Origin of the sequence: Streptomyces sp. NPDC056479 (genome assembly GCF_042795335.1) — a bacterium.
GTDB lineage: Bacteria > Actinomycetota > Actinomycetes > Streptomycetales > Streptomycetaceae > Streptomyces.
In genome coordinates, this window is sequence record NZ_JBHTRZ010000001.1 from 1,287,267 (window position 1) to 1,303,517 (window position 16,251).

10 protein-coding genes are annotated in these 16,251 nt (G+C 69.5%); 5 read left to right on the top strand and 5 right to left on the bottom strand.

Annotated elements, in window-relative coordinates; genetic code table 11:
- Window positions 1-3 precede the first annotated feature (3 nt).
- On the bottom strand, window positions 4-2,457 hold the full coding sequence (locus ACFQ6S_RS05600) for a SpoIIE family protein phosphatase (RefSeq protein WP_383404340.1): 2,454 nt from the start codon (window positions 2,455-2,457) through the stop codon (window positions 4-6).
- Window positions 2,458-2,929: 472 nt separating this feature from the next.
- On the opposite strand from ACFQ6S_RS05600, the gene ACFQ6S_RS05605 reads away from it, so the two are divergent.
- The 5 genes from ACFQ6S_RS05605 (at window position 2,930) to ACFQ6S_RS05625 (ending at window position 8,668) form a co-directional block, all read left to right on the top strand.
- Complete coding sequence (locus ACFQ6S_RS05605; protein WP_383403941.1) at window positions 2,930-4,597, top strand: extracellular solute-binding protein; 1,668 nt, start codon at window positions 2,930-2,932, stop codon at window positions 4,595-4,597.
- Complete coding sequence (locus ACFQ6S_RS05610; RefSeq protein ID WP_383403944.1) at window positions 4,597-5,649, top strand: ABC transporter permease; 1,053 nt, start codon at window positions 4,597-4,599, stop codon at window positions 5,647-5,649. Before ACFQ6S_RS05605 ends, ACFQ6S_RS05610 begins: the two co-directional genes overlap by 1 nt.
- Entirely contained in the window at window positions 5,646-6,572 is a 927-nt protein-coding gene (locus ACFQ6S_RS05615) for a carbohydrate ABC transporter permease (RefSeq protein WP_383403947.1), read from the top strand. The genes ACFQ6S_RS05610 and ACFQ6S_RS05615 overlap by 4 nt, the downstream gene beginning before the upstream one ends.
- A 136-nt stretch (window positions 6,573-6,708) precedes the next feature.
- The gene (locus ACFQ6S_RS05620; protein ID WP_383403950.1) at window positions 6,709-7,425 is read left to right on the top strand and encodes a hypothetical protein; all 717 of its coding nucleotides are present in this window, start codon (window positions 6,709-6,711) and stop codon (window positions 7,423-7,425) included.
- Window positions 7,426-7,687: 262 nt separating this feature from the next.
- Window positions 7,688-8,668, top strand: coding sequence for a LacI family DNA-binding transcriptional regulator (locus ACFQ6S_RS05625; protein ID WP_383403953.1), 981 nt, complete (start codon window positions 7,688-7,690; stop codon window positions 8,666-8,668).
- 68 nt (window positions 8,669-8,736) lie between these two features.
- Here the strand turns inward: ACFQ6S_RS05625 and ACFQ6S_RS05630 are convergent, their stop codons facing one another.
- From ACFQ6S_RS05630 to ACFQ6S_RS05645, 4 genes are read right to left on the bottom strand one after another with little or no spacing between them, the layout of a single operon-like run.
- Entirely contained in the window at window positions 8,737-10,503 is a 1,767-nt protein-coding gene (locus ACFQ6S_RS05630) for a cellulase family glycosylhydrolase (protein ID WP_383403956.1), read from the bottom strand.
- 35 nt (window positions 10,504-10,538) lie between these two features.
- Window positions 10,539-12,050: a glycoside hydrolase family 43 protein gene (locus ACFQ6S_RS05635; RefSeq protein WP_383403959.1), complete on the bottom strand. Its 1,512-nt coding sequence runs from the start codon at window positions 12,048-12,050 to the stop codon at window positions 10,539-10,541.
- Between the two features lie 41 nt (window positions 12,051-12,091).
- Window positions 12,092-14,227, bottom strand: coding sequence for an alpha-galactosidase (locus tag ACFQ6S_RS05640; RefSeq protein WP_383403962.1), 2,136 nt, complete (start codon window positions 14,225-14,227; stop codon window positions 12,092-12,094).
- Between the two features lie 16 nt (window positions 14,228-14,243).
- Entirely contained in the window at window positions 14,244-16,229 is a 1,986-nt protein-coding gene (locus ACFQ6S_RS05645; protein WP_383403965.1) for a beta-galactosidase, read from the bottom strand.
- Window positions 16,230-16,251: the final 22 nt, after the last annotated feature.

Here is a 16,251-nt window from a genome sequence, read left to right on the forward strand (position 1 = left end):
CCCTCAGTGCGGCTCGGACTGAGGGAGGGTCTGTGCGCACCAGATGGTCTTGCCGTTGGTGGTGTGCCGCGTGCCCCACCCTTGGGTCAGCTGGGCGACGAGCAACAGGCCCCGGCCGCCCTCGTCGAAGGCACGGGCCCGGCGCAGGTGCGGAGCGGTGTTGCTGGCGTCTGAGACCTCGCAGATCAGGGAGGTGTCGCGAATCAGCCGCAGCTTGATCGGCGGTTGGCCGTATCTGATGGCGTTGGTGACCAGCTCGCTGACGACCAGCTCGGTGACGAAGGCGGCCTCCTCCAGGCCCCACGCGTCCACCTGGTCGACGGCGAACTTCCTTGCGCGCGGTACCTGCGCGGGGTCCGGCTCGATGTCCCAGTCGGCGACGTGGTGGCGAGCCAGCGCGTGGGTGCGTGCGAGCAGCAGGGCCGCGTCGTCGGTGCGGCGATCGGGGAGCACCGCGTCGATCACCGTGTCGCACAGGGTTTCCAGTGAGGTGGCCGACTGGTTCAGGACCCGCTGCAGTTCGGCGATTCCCTTGTCGACGTCGGGTGCGCGGCCGTCCAGCAGCCCGTCGGTGTAGAGGGCGAGAAGGCTGCCCTCGGGCAGTTCGAGCTCGGTGGCCTCGAACGGCAGCCCGCCGATGCCGAGCGGAGGTCCCGGCTGGGCGGTCACCGGGGTCCTGGTGCCGTCCGGGGCGATGATCAGCGGCAGGGGGTGGCCGGCGCTCGCCAGTGTGAACCGTCGGGAGACCGGGTCGTAGACGGTGTACAGACAGGTGGCACCGGACTCGCCGGTCGGCTGGAAGTGGCCGGTGGGCTGGAGGTCGCCGGCGAGGTGGAGGACGAGGTCGTCCAGATGGGTCAGTAGTTCGTCCGGCGGCAGGTCCACGTCGGCGAGGGTGCGGACCGCCGTCCGCAGCCGACCCATGCTGGCCGAGGCGTGCAGCCCGTGACCGACGACATCGCCGACGACCAGGGCGACCCGGGCGCCGGACAGCGGAATGACGTCGAACCAGTCACCGCCCACTTCCGCACCGGCCCCGCCGGGCAGATAGCGGGATGCCACCTCGACCGCCTCATGGTCCGGCAGCTCCTGCGGCAGCAGGCTGCGTTGCAGGGTCAGCGCGGTCGTGCGCTCGCGCGAGTAGCGGCGGGCGTTGTCGATGGCGACGGCCGCCTTGGCGGTCAGCTCTTCGGCGAGGATCAGATCGTCGGCGGTGAAGGCCTCGGGCCGGTCGAGCCGGGAGAAGGCGACGACCCCGAGCAGCGCGCCGCGCGCCCGGAGCGGCACGGTGATCCGGCCGGTCAGCCCATCCGCGGCGATGGACCCGTCGATCACCGGGTTGCCCGGTGGCCAGTGGGCCGGGTCGGCGGCGAGCCCGGGCCCGAAGGCCCATTCGCCGCCCTCGCCGGGTTCGGCGGCGAGCTCAACCGTGGACCTGCCGGTGGCCATGCAGCGGGCGGCGACGGAACCGGGAGGGTGGCTGACCGGATTCGTGGGCCCGGAAGGTCGGTCGGTGTCCCCCTTCGTGCCGTGCTGGGCGGCACGGCTGAGCACGATGGGCTCGCCGGAGGTGAACGCGGAAGGGGAGGGCGGTTCTTCTCCACGCAGCACCTCGTCGAAGAGATCCACGGTGACGAGGTCGGTGAATCCCGGCACCGGGGTCGTGGCCAGTTCCTGGGCTGTGCCGATCACGTCCAGCGTCCGGCCGATGCCGCCGCTGGCCTCGTTGAGGATGAGCAGGCGTTGCCGAGCCCAGTACTCGGCGCTCATGTCGAATCCCCAGTTGGCGATCGCGCGGACCTTGCCCCCGGCATCCCGGACGGGCCAGATGCTGGTGGCCCAGGCATTGGCGTAGTCACTGCCGCGAGGGCGGAAGACGGTGATGAGTCGCGTGGGTTCGCCCGTCCTCGCCACTTCGGCGAGCGCGTCCGTGTAGGGCTTGTCGTCCCTCTCGGGAAACAGCGAGCGGTCGAATTCGGGAAGCACCTCGCGGTACTTCCTACCGAGCACTTGCTCCTCGGAGTGCGCAATCACCCGGCCCGAGGAGGCGTTGATCCACAGGAACCGCAGCTCGGGGTCGTAGACGCCCAGGGCAAAGGGTGACTGCTCGAAGGCCCGGTCGGCGATCACCGGGCGGCTTCCCCAGCGCTGGACGGTCACCGCGTGACCCAGTGCCCGCCCGTCGGGGCCGGACAGCGGATGAGCCGCCACCACAGCGTCCACCGTCGAACCGTCCCGGTGGCGCAGGGGGACGAACCCCGTGAGGTCGGGGCCGGAGCCGTTGCTCTCGGGGAAGTCGGGTGGCGGGGGATCGACCAGCAGGTCGGTCACGGGGCGGCCGACGATGTCCTCCGCCGTCCAGCCCAGCAGTATCCGACCCCCCTCGCTCCAGCCGCTCAGCATGCCGTCCGGGTCCACAACGGCAACGGCAGTGGGCGCGTCCTGCTTGTCGGCCATCTCCACAGCCACGCCTCCGTCCGGACAGCCGTGCCCGTCAGGGCTGGTCTCCAGCGGCCGCTCCCAGCCTAGATCGGCCCCCGCTCCTCGGCGCTCCGGTTGGTGCATTAGGGAGCGCCTGGGACAGAAGGCGTGGCGTATGTGGCGGATACATGGGATTCCATGCGATGCAGCAGTGAGTACTTTCGAAGCGCTTCGATGCGCGTCCAACACCGGGGAGAGTGCCAAGAGGTCTTCACGGGTTCTTCAAGCAGTACATGCCCAGAGTCCCCTCCAGCACCTCACAGGAATCTTGGAAGCGACCCTTGTGTGCCCATGGGGGTTGACTTAACCTCACAGCAACTTCGAAGCGCTTCGACTATGAAGTGCGTCGCAGTAATGGGATGTCCTTTCAGCTCAGCCAGTTCCAGTCACGACACCGCAGCCGACGCCCCCCGCCGGGCGTCAAGGTGCGCCATGAAGGGTTGACGCAATGACGCCGAACGTCGCCTCCATCTCCTCAGGACCAAGCCGGAGAAGCTTCCTCGCCTCCACGGCGGTCGCCACCGCAGCGGTGGCCGGCGGGATGCCTCTGCTCACCGCCTGCGGCGGATCGGACAGCGAGTCGCGCGAGGGCGCCACCTCGGGCAAGGCCGCCGACAAGCTGATACCGACCTACGTCGCCAGCACGGTCGCCCAGCCGGATCTGCCGTCGAAGAACGGTTCGTCAGCCGGCTACACCGGCAAGGTCGACCTCGCGGCCCTCGCCGTCTCCGTCCCGGCGAAGCTCGGCACCGGCGCACCCCTCAAGATCATGTCCCCGCTCTGGGGCACCCCGCCGAAGCCCGGGTGCGCCTACTACAAGGCGCTCGACGCGGCGGCCGGCACCAAGATCACCTGGCAGAACCAGGACGGCAACACCTACGGCCAGAAGCTCGGCGCCATCCTGGCCTCCAGCTCCATACCCGACATGGTGGTCGTGCCCGACTGGGAACTGGTCGGCAAGATCCCGAACGCGGTCACCGCGAAGTTCATGGACCTCGGCCCCTACCTGGCGGGCGACAAGGCCAAGAAGTACCCGAACCTCGCCGCGATCCCCTCCGACTCCTGGCGCATGAGCATCTTCGGCGGCGCGCTGCGCGGCATTCCGCTCCCCACCGCCCCCGCGAGCTTCATCACGCCGTACTACCGCAAGGACCTCTTCGACAAGAAGGGCTACTCCGTACCCAAGTCGGCCGACGAGTTCCTCAGCTGGGCCAAGGAGGCCACCAGCGCCAAGGCCAAGGTGTACGCCTGCGGTGACATGTCCTGGATCTCGGGGGCCATCTTCGGCAACCTCGCCGGCTGGAACATCGATGACGACGGCAAGCTGAGATACGGCATCGAGCGGCCCGAGTACCTCGAGGCCCTGGAGTGGGTCCGCAAGCTGTTCGACGCCGGCGTGGTCCACCCCGACGACAAGGCGGAGTCCGGCGACCCGGGCCAGCGGTTCACCGCCGGAGAGATCATGACTTGGGTCAGCGACGCCTCCGCCTGGTACACGAAGACTGCCGAACAGGCCAAGGCCAACCCGGACTTCCAGATCGAGGCCATGGACATCTTCGGCGCCGACGGCGGGAACCCGACGCTGACCGCGGCCTCGCCCGCCAACATCTGGACGATGATCCGCAAGGGCGCCTCGAAGGAGGCCGTGGAGAACGCGCTGGCCGCCGCCGACTTCGCGGCAGCGCCGTACGGCACGAAGGAGCGGATGCTCGTCGACTACGGCGTCGAGGGCACCCACTACACGGTCAAGGGCGGCGTCCCGGTCAAGACCGACCAGGGCAACTCCGAGGTGATCAACGCCTGGGTGATGCTGGCGGCCCCGGCTCCCTATTTCGCCCACCCCGACTTCCCGGACGTCGCCCGCAAGCAGACCGAGTGGCAGCAGCGGATGGGTGCCTTCGCGAAGAAGACGTCCACCTACGGCATGAAGGTCATCGAGCCGACCCGCTACGCCAACCTCGCCAGCCAGCACGAGCAGCTGCAGAAGGACTACGTACGCGGCCACAAGAAGCTGTCGGACGTGCAGGACGCCATCTCCACCTGGCGGTCCTCCGGCGGTGACAAGCTGCGCGACTGGTACAAGGAGCTCCTCGACAAGAACGGCAGCGGCAACTGATGGCTCTCACGGCCGGGAGCAGGCCCGACGGGACTCGTCCCCCCGTGGCCGTCGAGGAGCCGACGGCCGCGCTCGCAGCCGCGGGGTCGAAGGCGCGGGCGCCGCGCAAGGCGAGCGAGGCCGGCAAGGTTCCCTGGCGGATCCGGCTGCGCCGGGACCGCGCGCTCATCCTGATGACCCTGCCCGTCATCGTCCTGCTCCTGATCTTCAACTACGTCCCGCTGCTCGGCAACGTCGTCGCCTTCCAGGAGTACGACCCGTACGTCTCCGGCAACGGCATCATGGCGATCTTCCACAGCCCCTGGGTGGGCGTGGAGCAGTTCTCGCGGATGTTCGACGACCCGCTGTTCTGGAGCGCCACGAAGAACACCCTCGTCCTGTTCGTGCTCCAACTGGCGCTGTTCTTCCCCGTCCCCATCGCCCTCGCGCTGGTCATCAACAGTGTGATCCGGCCCCGAGTGCGGGCCGTGGCGCAGGCGATCATGTACCTGCCGCACTTCTTCTCCTGGGTCCTCGTCGTCACCGTCTTCCAGCAGATCCTCGGCGGCGCGGGCATCATCGCGCAGACCCTGGAGCGGCACGGCTGGAGCGGCTTCGACCTGATGACCAACGCGGACCTGTTCAAGTACCTGGTCACGGCACAGGCCGTGTGGAAGGACGCCGGCTGGGGGATCATCGTCTTCCTCGCCGCGCTGGCCGCGGTGAGTACCGATCTGTACGAGGCCGCCGCGATGGACGGCGCGGGTCGCTGGCGGCGGATGTGGCATGTGACGCTGCCCGCGCTGCGCCCGGTGATCGCGCTGCTGCTGGTGCTGCGGGTGGGTGACGCCCTGAGCGTGGGCTTCGAGCAGTTCCTGCTCCAGCGCGCCGCGGTTGGCGCGGGCGCCAGTGAGGTCCTGGACACCTACGTGTGGAACATGGGCATCCAGAACGGCGACTTCAGTTACGCGGCCGCGGTCGGCCTGGCCAAGGGACTCATCGGAGTGGGCCTCGTCCTGGGCGCGAACAAGTTCGCGCACCTGCTGGGCGAGCAGGGGGTGTACAAGAAATGAGCCTCAACACACAGCTCATCCGCAGTCTCAAGGCTCCCGCTCGCCCGGTGTGGGAGGAGCCGCCGAGCAAGGTCGGACTCACCGCCAAGAGCGGCTTCCTCGTGCTGTGCTGCCTGGGAGTACTCGGACCGCTGTGGATCGTGATCGTCACCAGCCTCTCTCCCAAGCCCGTGATCGACCGGGTCGGCGGCCTTGTCGTGATCCCCCAAGGCATCACGTTCGTCAACTACACCGAACTGCTCGGCGGCGGCCAGGTCAGCCGGGCCATCATGGTCTCGGTCGGAGTCACGCTCTTCGGCACACTGTTCTCGATGACGGTGTCGGTGCTGGCGGCCTACGGCCTGTCGCGGCCGGGGAGTCTGGGCCATCGGTTCTTCCTGATGACCATGATGGCGACGATGTTCTTCGGTGCCGGGCTCATTCCGACATACCTTCTCGTGCAGTCGCTGGGCCTTACGGACACTTATCTGTCCCTGATCCTGCCGAGCGCGGTCAGCGTGTTCAACATCCTCGTCCTGCGGGCCTTCTTCATGGGGATCTCACCCGAACTCACCGAGTCCGCCCGCATCGACGGGGCCAGTGATCTGCGGATCCTGCTGACCATCATCATGCCGCTGTCGCGTGCGGTGCTGGCCGTCATCTCGCTGTTCTACGCGGTCGGGTACTGGAGTGCCTGGTTCAACGCCTCCATCTACCTCAGCGACCAGCAGATGATGCCGCTGCAGAACGTGCTCATCCAACTGGTCCAGAGGAACACCGAGGCGCCGACCGGCCTCCAGCAGGCGGTCCGGACCGGACAACTGTCCTCGCTGGGGCTGCAGATGGCAGTCATGGTCCTCGCGCTGATCCCCGTCGCGGTCGCCTCCCCCTTCGTCCAGCGGCACTTCAAGAAGGGCATGCTCACCGGAGCCATCAAGGGCTGAGCCCCCTTCGCAGTCAGGACTTCTTCCGGCGACGCGGAGCCGATCGATCGACCTCGTCGCCGGAGAGGACCGCGCCCCTCAAGACAGGGGCGTGGCAGCACCCCCCACATTTCCCCCCACCCGTGGAAGGGACACCATGGTCAAAAGCAGAGTACGCAAGATCACCATGGCGGTGCTCGCGCCGGCGATGGCTCTCGGTGCCACCGTCGGACTGGCCTCCGCCCCCGCTTCGGCCGCAGTCTGGAACTCCTGCGACCAGTGGGCCAGCACCAATCTGAACGGCTACACGCTCTACAACAACATCTGGGGCTCCGGCGCCGGCGGCCAGTGCATATGGGCCAACTCCGGGACCGGCTGGGGTGTCTGGGCCGACCACCCCAACAGCGGCGGCATCAAGTCCTACCCCAACTCCACGAAGGCGATCAACAAGACGATCGACTCCCTCGGCTGGCTCACCAGCGACTACAACGTCAGTGTCCCGTCGTCCGGCGCGTACAACACGTCGTACGACATCTGGGACACCGACCACGACTACGAGATCATGCTCTGGGTCAACTACAACGGAGCCGTCGGCCCGATCGGCGGCTATGAGGGCAACGTCTCCCTCGGCGGCCACAACTGGAACGTCTACAAGGGCACCAACGGGTCGAACGAGGTCTTCTCGTTCCTGCGGACGTCCGACTCCAACGCAGGCACCGTGGACATCAAGCCGATCCTCCAGTGGCTCGCCTACAACAAGCGCTGGATGGCCGGTAACGAGACCATCGGTGAGGTGCAGTTCGGCTACGAGATCACCTCCTCGTCCGGCGGCCTCAACTTCAACACCAACAACCTGACAATCAACGGCGGCTGATCAACGGCGACTGACCAAGCATCAGGGCCGAGGTTGGTCCGCGTCCTTCCGTAGGCGCGGCCGATCTCGGCCCGCAGCGCGTTGTCCTCCGCGAAGGCGGCTGTCGGAAGCCGTGCCCCATGCGCTGAGTGGGTTCTGCTGCCGGGTGCGAGAATGCCGGCAGTGGCAGGCGAGGGGATGGGGAAAATCGACCGTGCCGGACAACCGAGCGGGAAGGCCTTCGACGGAGGACCCCGGCGAGCGCGGTGGGGGACCCGCATCGGTGACGATCGCCTATATCGCCGAGTCCGCGGGCGTCTCCATACCCACCGTGTCGAAGGTGCTCAACGGCCGCTCGGGGGTGTCGGACGAGACCCGGGCCCGCGTCGAGGAACTGATCCACCAGCACGGTTACCGCAAACCTCCGAAGAACCGCAGCAATCTCGTGGAGCTGGTGTTCCGCGAGCTGGAGAGCATGTGGGCCGTGGAGATCATCCGCGGTGTCGAGCGCGTGGCCCGCAGGAACCGGATCGGCGTGCTGGTCTCGGAGTTCGGGCTGCATGACACGGCGGGCATGACCATCGACGACACGGTCGGCCGGCGTCCCCAGTGTGTGCTGTCGGTGGCACAACTCTCTGAAGCGGAGCGGGAACAGCTGAAGGCGAAGGGCATCCCGTTCGTCGTCTTCGACCCCATCGACGAGCTGCCGGACGACGTTCCGTTCGTGGGGGCCACGAACTGGAGGGGCGGGCAGGCGGCGACCCGGCATCTGGTCGGCCTCGGGCACCGGCGCATCGCCATGATCAGCGGACCTGATCACCCCTTCTGTCTCGCCCGGTTGTCCGGCTACTCGTCCGCTCTCGCGGAAGCCGGACTGCCGGTGGAACCCGGCCTGGTCGTGAAGACCCAGCTCACACGAGAGCACGGGTACGCCGCCGCGCGGGAGTTGCTGTCCCGAGCCGATCGCCCCACCGCCGTGTTCACCGCCAACGACATGCAGGCGCTCGGTGTCTACCAGGCCGCGCGCGAGCTGGGCCTGCGCATCCCGCACGATCTCAGCGTGGTGGGCTTCGACGACGTACCGGCCGTGGCCTGGATGGATCCGCCCTTGACCACCGTCCACCAGCCGCTGGCCGAGATGGCGACGGCGGCCACCGAGCTGGCTCTGGCGCTCGGGCGGGGGGAGCAGGTGGCACAGATGGGGCTGGAGATCGCCACCACTCTGGCCGTCCGGGAGAGCACGGCTCCGCCGAAGGAGGAGTGAGGCGGCGCGCAGAGACGCCGTTGCCCTGGTTGCTCAGGAGGCGGGCAACCAGGGCGAGGGCCTGTCGGTCAGGATTCCTTGACAGCCGTACCGGTGACCGAGTCTCCGGACTTCGTGACCTTGTACTTCACCTTGGCGCCGCTGTGGAAGTGGAAGGTCAGCGTCGCCGGTTCACCGTCACGCAGGGACTCGAGGGTCTCGGTGGTCAGGATGATCGTGCCGTTCGGGTAGTCCGGCCGGAAGGCCTTGTTGAACTCCTGGTACGGAGTCCAGCTGGTCGGGCCGGCGTTGGTGCCGTCGGCGTACGTGGCCTCCATGGTCGCCAGGTCGTCACCCTGGTACTTCGTGGGAATGGTGAACTTCTCGGCGGTGCCCGTGGCGTCCGACAGCACCGGAGTGTCGTAGGTGACCACGTCGATCTGCCAGGGCAGCCCCTTGGAGAACCGGGCCTGGAGCGTCGCGTTCACGCCGTAGTCGCGATCGCCGGTCAGCCGGGTCAGGGCCGCTGCCGTAAGGGTGAGCCGCTTCTCGAAGACGGTGTAGTCCCGGCCCTCGGCCAGCTTGGTGTCGCCGTGCCACAGGCCCCGGAACTTGGTGCCGTTCAGGTTCAGGGTGAGCGACTGGGCCGTGATGCGGCTCGACTTCGCCACGAAGAACTTGTCGAAGGAGGCGGTTCCCGAGCGGGTGGTCCAGCTCGACCTGATCCAGGCGAACAGGGCGGGGTCCGACCACTTCAGGGCCTCCCGGTTCAGATAAGCCCACGTTCCGGGGTCCCAGAGGGCGGTGGTGACGCCGGCGACGCGTGCAAGGTGTCCGACGTGCTCGTAGTACTTCAGCGCCTCGCCCCGCTCGATGCGGGAGGGATGATTGTGATCGGGATACCCGAGCAGACCGTACTCACCGACGTAGACGGGGATGCCCCTGGCGACGAAGGTGTGGTGCATGCTGGCGAAGGTGTCGTCCGCGCCGTTGCGGGCGGTGTCGTCGTACCGGGTGCCACCCGCGATGTTTACGCTGAACGGGAAGTAGCTGTAGTAGTGCACGGTGGCGACCAGGTTGCTGTCGTGCAGCCCGCTGATCGTGGTGTACAGGTCGTCCATGAGGTCCTGGGAGGCGCTGCCGCCTTGTGTGGTCAGGACGAGCAGGCGGCTCTTGTTTCCGCCCCCCGAGCCACGGACGATCTTGTGGAACGAGGTGTTGAGCTCGTCCATGAACTTGGTCTTCTGCTCGGCGGTGGCGTCGGCGAAGCCCGGTTCGTTGACGCTTTCGAAGAGCAGGCTGCGCGGCTCGTTCCGGAACGCCGCGGAGATCTGGGTCCACAGGGCGTCGTAGCGGGCGCGCACATTGTCGTGGTCGGTGGCGATCTTCTCGATCCACTGCCATGAGTCGTGGTGGACGTTGAGCACGACGTAGAGGTTCTCGGCGAGCGCCCAGTCCACCACCTGCTTGACCCGGCTCATGTACGCGGCGTCGACGGTGTAGGGCGCGGTGGCCGACTGATGTGCGCTCCAGGTCACCGGGATGCGGACGCTGCGGAAGCCCTGCGCCCGGACGGTTTCCAACAGCTCCCTGGTGGCCTTGGGGTTGCCCCAGGACGTCTCCTCCGGAATCGCGTCCAAGGTGTTGCCCAGGTTCCAGCTGGGCTGCATCGCGTCGACGGCGTCCATCGCGCGGGACGGAACTCCGGCCGTGGAGGGTCTCTGCTGTGCGGTGCCGCCCGGCGCGGCGAGCGCGGTGCCGGACAGTCCCAGGATGACGAGCAGCGCCAGCAGCAGGCCGGCCAGGCGTCCGGGGCCGCGGCGGCGGTCGCGGGTGGGTTGCCGTATGTCCTTCATGTTCTTTCCTTTCGTTCGGTCGCAGCGGTTGGGGTTCAGTCGTCGAGGGGCTCGTAGTCGAACCAGTCGAAGTGGACGGTGCCCGCCGTGGCGTACATGCCGATGACCCGGCCGGTGAAGCCGCCGGCGACCTCGGTCGACAGGTAGCGGCCGTCGAGGTTCGCGAGCTCGGTGAACGTTCCGTCCGGGGCTTCGACCCCCAGCGAGACGAAGTCGGGTCCGGTGCAGGGCCCGTGCGGTGACGGCGGGTCAGTGACGGCGACGGCAAGGGTCACCTGCCCGGCCGGTACGGTCCGCGCGGCCACGACCGTGCGCAGGGAGCCGACGCGCGCGATCACCCGCACCTCCGCGCCGCACGCCTCGATCGCGTAGTGGTGCCGCTCGTCCAGCCGTACGGCGAGGCCGCCGCGCCCCTGCCCCGCGTCGACCAGGGTGCGCGCCCGGCAGGAGAAGTGCTGCTGACGCCGGCCCGTGAACACCACGTCGGGCTCGTCCAGGGAGGCGCCACGTGCGCGGAGCGTCAGCCAACCGGGGCGCTCCTTGGTGGTGCAGAGCTCGGCGGGGCGGTCCCGCACGGAGATCCACGTCGGCCCGAGTTCGCTGAGCTCGAAGTCGTCGCGCCGTTCCTCGACGGAGCCGGGGGTGAGCGGCCAGGGGAGCGCGGACACGTCCAGGGCGACCTCGCCGACGACCGGCCAGTCGTCCTCCCAGGTCACGGGAGCGAGGAAGGTCTCCCGGCCGAGCACGTGCCAGCCGGGGGTGCCGCCGCGCGGTCGTACGCCGAGGAAGACCATCCACCATGAGCCGTCGGGGCCTTGGACCAGGTCCGCGTGCCCGGTGTTCTGGATCGGGTGGTCGGTGCCGCGGTGAGTGAGGATCGGGTTGGCCGAGTGCGGCTCGAACGGACCGGTCGGCGTACGGCCGCGGGCGATCGACACGCCGTGGCCGCGCTCGGTGCCGCCCTCGGCGATGAGCAGGTACCAGTAGTCGCCGATCCGGTACAGGTGCGGCGCTTCCGGAGCCTTCGCGCCGGGGGCGCCGGACCAGAGCTTGTGCGGTGTGCCGTGCGTCTGTCCGGTGGAGGGGTCGATACGGACCTGCGACACCCCGGCGACCGTGCACCAGCACGTGCCGTCCCCGTCCCAGGCCAGGTCGGGATCGATGCCGGCCACGCCCGGTGCCCAGATGGGGTCCGACCACGGTCCGGCGGGGTCGGTGGCCGTGACGATCAGGTTGCCGCCGCCCTCGCTGCAGTTGGTGACGATCAGCCAGAAGCGTCCGTCGTGATGGCGCAGGGTGGGGGCGTAGATCCCGCCGGAGGACGCCATGGAGGCCGGCAGACGCAACTGCTCCGGCCGGTCCAGGACGTTGCCGATCTGCCGCCAGTGGACCAGGTCACGGCTGTGGAAGAGGGGTACGCCGGGGAAGTACTCGAAGCTGGAGCAGGCGAGGTAGTAGTCGTCGCCGACACGGCAGATGCTCGGGTCGGGATGGAACCCGGGGAGCACCGGGTTGGTCGCGTGGGCGGGCGGGTTCTGAGCGGGCACCCTCGGTCGTCCTTTCGTCGGGTGGGCGGCAGGCTCGGCGCTCAGGGAGCGTCCGGTTCCGTGCGGGTGATGCGGAGCAGCGCCGCGGACGGCGCGGTGGGCAGGGTCACCGTGAGGTCGGCGGTGTCCGGGTTCCAGACGGCAACTGCCTGACCCGCGGCGGGGTACAGCACCTCGGCACGGGCCGCGCCGCCCGCCCGCTCAGCCGGCCGGAGGGTGATGGTGGCCTCGCCGCCCGCGCGCCGCCACACGGTGAGGTAGGTCGTGGCGGGGGTGTGCAGGGCGAGCGCGATCCAGGGGTCGTCCCAGCCGGGGAGGCCGAGGGGCCAGGAGGGCACGGCTTGCGGCAGGTCGGCGCGGATGGCCTTGTACACCGCCACCGCCTCGTGGACCAGGGCGCGGGCCTCGGGCCCCAGTTCCAGCAGGCGGCCGGAGAGGTGGATGCGGCCGAGGAGGGCGCTCGCCATGGTGAAGGCGACCTCGTCGAGGGAGTCCTCCGGCTGCGGATAGGCCCAGACGGCGCCCTGCTCCGGGGTCACTGCGGTGGGTGCGGAGGCCGCGATGGGCGCGTAGTGGTGGAGGTTCTGCTGGTCGCTGGTGGACTGCAGTTGCAGCCGAGACAGCAGGGCGTGGTCCAGGCGCATGCCGCCCGAGGCGCAGTTCTCCACCACCAGGTGCGGATGGCGGTCCAGGATCCCGTCGAGCCAGTCCAGGTGGGCGCGGTTGTGGCCGAGCAGTCCGGCGCCCGCGCTCTCGCCGGGATGGGCGCTGGTGCCGGAGCCGGGGTCGATGTTGTGGTCGAGCTTGAGGTAGCCGACGCCCCACTCGCCGACCAGCCGGTCCACGACCTGGTCGAGATGGGCGCGGGAGGCCGGGTGGCGCAGGTCCAGGTGGTACCGGCCGGACTCCGTGACACGGACGCCGTCGCGGCGGAAGTACGCCTCGTCGGGCAGGGAGTCGGCCACCGGGCTGTGGACGCCGATCACCTCCGGCTCCAGCCACAGGCCGGGCACCATGCCGCGCTCCCGGATGCGGTCCAGCACCTCGTGGATGCCCTTCTCCCCGGGGAAGCGTGAGGCGGCGGGCTCCCAGGCGCCGACGGTGGTCCACCAGCCGTCACCGCCGTCGTCGTACCAGCCCGCGTCGATGACGAAGTACTCGGCTCCGGCCTCGGCCGCCGCGTCGATCAGCGGCAGCAGCTTTTCGGTGGTGGGGTCTCCCATCAGGCAGTTCATGTAGTCGTTGAAGATGACGGGCAGGCCCTGATGGTCGGCGTGCGGGCGGCGCTGGATGCGTCGGTAGCGGGTCAGCGCGGCGAACGCGGCGTCGGGGCCGCCGTCGGCGCTGAAGGACAGGGCCACGGGTACGGTGCGGAAGACGGCACCCGGTTCCAGCGGCTGCCGCCAGCCGTGGTGGGAGTCGGTGGGCCCGAACAGTGCCAGGTAGGCCGTCCTCTCGCGCTCGGCGCACTCCCAGCGCCAGCCCCCGCCGTTGTGCTCGATCTGCCACACCCAGGAGCGGCCGGTGCGCCGGTCCGTCAGGCCGCCCATGGGCAGCTGCCCGCAGCTGGACCAGGTGCCCTGGCCGGTCAGGGCGAAGCCGGAACGGCCGTTCGCGTGACTCACGCGTCCTGCGTGGTCCGGTGTGGTCAGCCGCAACGGGCGCCGCTGCCAGCGGCATTCGGCGAGCCAGTCGTTCTCCGCCCACAGCAGGTCGGCGGCGTCCAGGTCCGCCGGGTCCGGCGTGGTGAGGCACCCGGTCGCGAACGAGCTGACCGACTCCAGGTGGAGCGTGTCCTGCCCTTCGTTGCGAAGCGTCACCTCGCTGCGGAGCACGGGTAAGCCGTCCGGCGACCGATAGGTCACCTCCGCGACCAGTCCGGTGTCCGGGTCGTGGAGTTGGACGGTCAGGATGTGCCAGTCACCCTCGCGGGCCGCACTGTGGGACCGGTGGCGCAGCCGCTCGCCGAGCCCCGTCTGGACCAGACGGCTGCCCGACCAGTTGCGCCCGTGCCCCGTGGCCGTCACCTCCACCAGAGGCAGGGACCCACGGGGGCCGTTGCCCACCTCGCCCGGACGTCCGAGGTGCGTCAGGCGGGTACTGCCGTCGTCGCCGAGGACGAACTCGAGGCGCAGGGCGTCGTGACCCCAGTGAAAGCTCCGCTTTTCTGTTTCCATGGTGGCCTTCTCCGGGTCAGTGGCCGCGCAGGACCGCGCAGGCGCCGGGCGGCAGTTCGTGGGCCGCCCGGTCGGTGAGCAGGTCGTGGGCGGGATCCGGCAGGGGCACGGTGTCCTCGGTGTGGTTGATCAGGACGTGCCAGCGGCGGCCGTCGGCCGCGTGCCGGGTGACGGCTTCGACACCGTCCGGCAGGTCAGGCAGCTCCGGCTCGACGCCGGCTTCCTTCAGGAGCCGTCCGACAAGGGCGCCGTAGTCGGCGTCGTCCAGGCGGGTGGACAGATACCAGCCCCGTCCGGCACCGAAGCGGTGCCGGGTGAGCGCCGGGCTGTCCGCGAGCATGCCGTGGGTGTAGGCGGCGAGCGCTTCGGCGCCCTCGACGCGCAGGGCCTCGCTCCAGACGGTGCCGTGCGAGCCGTCGGACAGGGTGATCCGCTCGCCCGTTCGCAGCGGCCGGTGCTCCTCGACGCAGATGCCCAGCGCCTCGCGCATCGGTGCGGCCGGATAGCCGCCGAGCCGGGCGTGCATGCGGTCGTCGACGTAGCCGGCGGCGTGCTGGACGAGGAGCGTCCCCCCGTCCTCGACGTAACGGCGCAGGTTCTCCGCACCCTTGTCGGACAGCAGGAACAGGGAGGGGGCGATGACCAGCCGGTAGCGGCTCAACTCGTGCTCGGGGTGGGCGAAGTCGACCGTGACGCCCGCGTCCCACAGCGCGCGGTGCGCCCCGGCGAGTGGCGCGTGGTAGTCGAGGCGGGAGGAGGGCAGGCCGTCCGCCTCCAGTGCCCACATGGCGTCCGGGTCGTCGAGCACGGCCACCTGCGCGGTGACCGTCGATCCCGCCAGCTCCCCGAGCGCGGCGACCGCCTCGCCGGTCCGCGTGACCTCGCGGAAGATACGGCTGTCGGGGCCCGCGTGCGGAAGCATCGCCGAGTGCCAGGTCTCGGCGCCCGCCCGGGACTGCCGCCACTGGAAGAACAGGGCGCCCTCCGAACCGCGCGCGATGTGGCCCAGGCTGTGGCGCAGCACGTCACCCGGTTCCTTGCCGATCACCTGATCGCCGTCGTAGACCGTGCTGGTGCCCTGCTCCATCAGCAGCCACGGGCGGCCGCCGGCCAGGGAACGGGAGCGGTCGGCGTAGTAGGCCACATGTGCGGCGCCGTCGAGGCCGCCTGCGTCCGGGTACTGGTCGGAGCTGACGACGTCGAGTTCGCGGGCGAACGCCCACAGGTTGAGCCGCAGGTCGTAGGGCAGCATCAGGTTCGTCGTCACCGGGCGGTCGCTGTGCTCGCGGATCGCGTCGCGCTGCTCGCCGTAGGCGGCGATGATCTCGTCACCCCAGAAGCGGTGGAAGTCCACCGTCTGGCCAGGGTTCTTGTGGTACTGCGTCGCACGCGGCGGCAGCACCTGCTCCCAGGACGTGTAGCGCTGGCTCCAGAAGGCCGTGCCCCACGACTCGTTGAGGGCGTCCAGCGAGCCGTGCCGGGCACGCAGCCACACGCGGAACGCGGCCGCCGCGTGGTCGCACCAGCAGAGCGTGCCGTACTCGTTGTGCACGTGCCACAGCGCGAGGGCGGGGTGGTCGCCGTACCGTTCGGCCAGCGCGGAGGCGATCCGGCGGGCCGCGCTGCGGTAGGCGGGCGAGGCGAGGCAGTAGGTGTCGCGACTTCCGTGGACGAGCCGGGTGCCGTCGGCCCTGACCGCCAGCGCCTCCGGGTGGGCGAGGGTGAACCAGGGCGGCGGGGAGGCCGTCGGGGTGGCGAGGTCGACGGCCACGCCGCCCGCGTGCAGGCGTTCGATGTGGGCGTCCAGCCAGGAGAAGTCGTAGCGCCCCTCCTCAGGTTCGAGCAGGGCCCAGGAGAAGACGCCGAGAGTGGCCAGGTTGACCCTCGCCCGGCGCATGAGTTCGCCGTCCTCCTTCCAGACCGGCTCGTCCCACTGCTCGGGGTTGTAGTCGCCGCCGAAGGCGAGACCGCCCAAGCGGTCGGTGATGCGGCGTGCCGTCATGACGGAGACCCTTTCCCACGAA